Source organism: Paraburkholderia sp. SIMBA_030 (genome assembly GCF_046535245.1).
In the GTDB taxonomy this organism is placed as follows: domain Bacteria; phylum Pseudomonadota; class Gammaproteobacteria; order Burkholderiales; family Burkholderiaceae; genus Paraburkholderia.
Genome location: NZ_JAWRXB010000189.1, coordinates 1 through 336, shown reverse-complemented (window position 1 = coordinate 336; position 336 = coordinate 1). Strand labels below are relative to the sequence as shown.

General features: G+C 44.6%; 1 protein-coding gene. It reads right to left on the bottom strand.

Annotated features, from left to right (window positions below; translation table 11 throughout):
- Positions 1-336: cation:proton antiporter (locus SB772_RS39610; protein WP_410838468.1), on the bottom strand; the 336-nt coding region annotated here is incomplete at both ends.

The following is a 336-nucleotide window of genomic DNA, read 5'->3' as shown; positions in this document are numbered from 1 at the left end:
ACCCAAAGCCGATATTGCGTATTTTTCAGTATGAGGTAAGTTCAATCCTGATAAGGCAATAAATCCACCAATCGGACGTATAAGTAGTAGGAAGGTAAAGCTGACGATATAGACGCGCCATGTCAGCTCGACACCTGCTTGCAACCCTTGACCGAGGAACATGCCGAAGATAACCAGCACTAATGACATCAATAAGCCTTCTGATTGCTCAGCGAAATCATGCAGTTTTTGATGATAGGTATGCTCACACTCTGAGCGACGAAACGCAAATGCAGCCACAAATACAGCGATAAAGCCATAACTGTGTACATACTCGGCAAGTCCATAGGCTAGTAG